The organism is Parvibaculum sp., assembly GCF_035511255.1.
Taxonomy (GTDB): domain Bacteria; phylum Pseudomonadota; class Alphaproteobacteria; order Parvibaculales; family Parvibaculaceae; genus Parvibaculum.
On sequence record NZ_DATKFR010000340.1, the window covers coordinates 1 to 3,011 of the forward strand.

The 3,011-nt window shown below is 63.5% G+C and carries 3 protein-coding genes; all 3 read left to right on the forward strand.

What is annotated here, in order from left to right; translation table 11 throughout:
• Positions 1-445: ABC transporter permease subunit (locus VMR03_RS13295; protein ID WP_325405993.1), on the forward strand; the 445-nt coding region annotated here is incomplete at its 5' end.
• A 163-nt stretch (positions 446-608) separates the two neighbouring features.
• Positions 609-1,661 (forward strand): ABC transporter permease, encoded by a 1,053-nt coding sequence (locus VMR03_RS13300; protein WP_325405995.1) that lies wholly within the window; start codon positions 609-611, stop codon positions 1,659-1,661.
• Positions 1,658-3,011, forward strand: a 1,354-nt coding sequence (locus VMR03_RS13305; RefSeq protein ID WP_325405997.1) for an ABC transporter ATP-binding protein, incomplete at its 3' end; no start/stop codon positions are given. The genes VMR03_RS13300 and VMR03_RS13305, both read left to right, overlap by 4 nt.

Below are 3,011 nucleotides of genomic sequence, written 5' to 3' on the forward strand. Positions count from 1 at the left end.
CAAGGCGCTCGACTATCTCTGGCATATCGTGCTGCCGGTGACGGCGATGACCATCGGCGGCTTCGCGACTTCGACGCTGCTGACCAAGAACTCCTTCCTCGACGAAATCCGCAAGCAGTATGTTGTCACCGCCCGCGCCAAAGGTCTCGACGAGCGGCAGGTGCTCTATGGCCATGTCTTCCGCAACGCCATGCTGATCGTGATCGCCGGTTTCCCCGGCGCCTTTATCGGCGCCTTCTTCTCAGGCTCCATTCTCATCGAGACGATCTTCTCGCTCGACGGGCTCGGCCTCCTTTCCTACGAGTCGATCGTCAACCGCGACTATCCCGTCGTCTTCGCGACGCTCTACGTCTTCGGCCTCATCGGCCTCATCGTCGCGCTGATCTCCGACCTCACCTATACCTGGGTCGATCCGCGCATCGACTTCGAGACGCGGGAGGTCTGAGGGTGACGTTGCCGAATTTTCTTGCCGGATTTGTGCGCAAACTCTGGATGTCATCCCGGGCTCGTCCCGGGACCCAGGGGCGGCACGCTCCGACCAAGCGTCCCCTGGACCCCGGCACGAAGGCCGGGGTGACAGGTTCTTTTTTGATCCGGGAGACGAGGGCATGAGCTTCCTCTCCTCCGGTCGCTTCGCCCTCAATCCGATCAACAGACGGCGCTGGCGGAATTTCAAGGCGAACAGGCGCGGCTACTGGAGCCTCTGGCTCTTTCTCGCGCTCTTCTTCATTTCGCTCTTCGCCGAATTCATCGCCAACGACCGGCCGCTCCTCGTCACCTTCAAGGGCGGCCTCTATGCGCCCGTGTTCGCGTCTTATCCCGAAACGACTTTCGGCGGCGAGTTCCAGACGGAGGCCGATTATCGCGATCCCTACGTCGTCAAGCTCATCGCGGATGCGGGCGGCCACATCGTCTGGCCGCTCATCCGCTACGACTACCGCACCATCAATCTCAACCTGCCGGTGCCCGCGCCCGCGCCGCCGAGCCGGGAAAACTGGCTCGGGACCGACGATCAGGGCCGCGACGTCGCGGCGCGTCTCATCTACGGCTTCCGCATCTCGGTTCTCTTCGGCCTCATCCTCGCCGCCGCCTCGTCGGTCATCGGCATCGCGGCCGGCGCGGTGCAGGGCTATTTCGGCGGCTGGACCGATTTGCTCTTTCAGCGCTTCATCGAAATCTGGACCAGTGTGCCGACGCTCTATCTCCTCATCATTCTCGCCGCCATGTTCGTGCCGAGCTTCTGGCTGCTCCTCGGCATCCTGCTTCTCTTCAACTGGACGTCGCTTGTCGGCCTGGTGCGCGCGGAGTTCCTGCGTGGGCGCAATTTCGAGTATGTGAAGGCGGCGCGCGCCCTGGGGCTCAGCGACGGCGTCATCATCTTCAAGCATCTGTTGCCGAACGCGATGGTCGCGACCATCACCTTCATGCCCTTCATCCTCAACTCCTCGATCACGACGCTGACATCGCTCGACTTCCTCGGCTTCGGCCTGCCGCCCGGATCGGCCTCGCTCGGCGAATTGCTGGCGCAGGGCAAGGCCAATCTTCAGGCGCCCTGGCTCGGCCTCACCGGCTTCTTCTCCATCGCGATCATGCTGAGCCTGCTGATCTTCATCGGCGAGGCGGTGCGCGACGCCTTCGATCCGCGCAAGGTGCTCGAATGAGCGAGACGAAGCCTCTCGTCGAGGTCAGAGACCTCTCGGTCGCTTTCCGCTCGGACGGGCGAGACGTACTCGCCGTCGACCGCATTTCCTTCGACATCAAGCCGGGCGAGACCGTCGCGCTGGTGGGCGAATCCGGCTCGGGCAAATCCGTCTCGGCGCTCTCGATCCTGCAGCTTCTTCCCTATCCGCAAGCCTCCCATCCTTCGGGGGAGATCGTCTTCGAGGGCGAAAATCTCGTCGGCGCGAGCGAACCGCGCTTGCGCAAGGTGCGCGGCAACAAGATCACCATGGTCTTTCAAGAGCCCATGACCTCGCTCAACCCGCTGCACACGATCGAGCGGCAGGTGGGCGAAGTGCTGGAGCTCCACAAGGGATTGCGCGGAGCCGCCATTCGGGCTCGTGTCATCGACCTTCTGACCAAGGTGGGCATTCCCGATCCGCAATCGCGCCTCGGCGCTTATCCTCACGAACTCTCCGGCGGCCAGCGCCAGCGCGTGATGATCGCCATGGCGCTCGCCAACGAACCCGACCTTCTGATCGCCGACGAACCGACGACGGCGCTCGACGTCACCGTGCAGGCGCAGATCCTCGAACTGCTGAAGGATTTGAAGCGCGAGATGGGGATGGCGCTCCTCCTCATCACCCACGACCTCGGCATCGTGCGCAAGATGGCCGACCGCGTCTTCGTGATGACGAAAGGCAAGATCGTCGAGCAAGGCGCCACCGAGGAGGTCTTCACCCATCCGAAGCACGCCTATACGCAAAAGCTCATCGCCTCTGAGCCGCGCGGCCGCGCGCTCGGCGCGCCGAAGGACGGCGCGCTCATCATGGAGGCCGACCGGCTCAAGGTCTGGTTCCCGATCAGGAAGGGTTTTCTCAGAAAGACCGTCGGCTACGTCAAGGCGGTCGACGACGTTTCGATCAACGTCCGCGAAGGCCGCACCATCGGCGTCGTCGGCGAATCCGGTTCGGGCAAGACGACGCTCGGCCTTGCGCTGCTCAGACTCATTTCGAGCGAGGGTGACATCCGCTTTCGCGGCCAGCCGATCCAGGGGTTGAAATCGAAGGAACTGCGCCCCTTGCGCAAGGACATGCAGATCGTCTTTCAGGATCCTTACGGCTCGCTCTCGCCGCGCCTCTCGGTCAGCCAGATCGTCGAGGAGGGCCTCATCGTCCAGAAGGCCGGCATGACGGCGAAAGAGCGCCGCGCCGTCGTTTCGGAAGCGCTGGAGGAAGTCGGGCTCGATCCCGCCATGCAGGATCGCTATCCGCATGAATTCTCCGGCGGCCAGCGCCAGCGCATCGCCATCGCGCGCGCCATGGCGCTGAAGCCCCGCTTCGTGATGCTGG

Bases quoted from the DNA above. Each gene is read 5' to 3' on its own strand.
- VMR03_RS13300 (WP_325405995.1), top strand. From the start codon at position 609: ATGAGCTTCCTCTCCTCCGGTCGCTTCGCCCTCAATCCGATCAACAGA.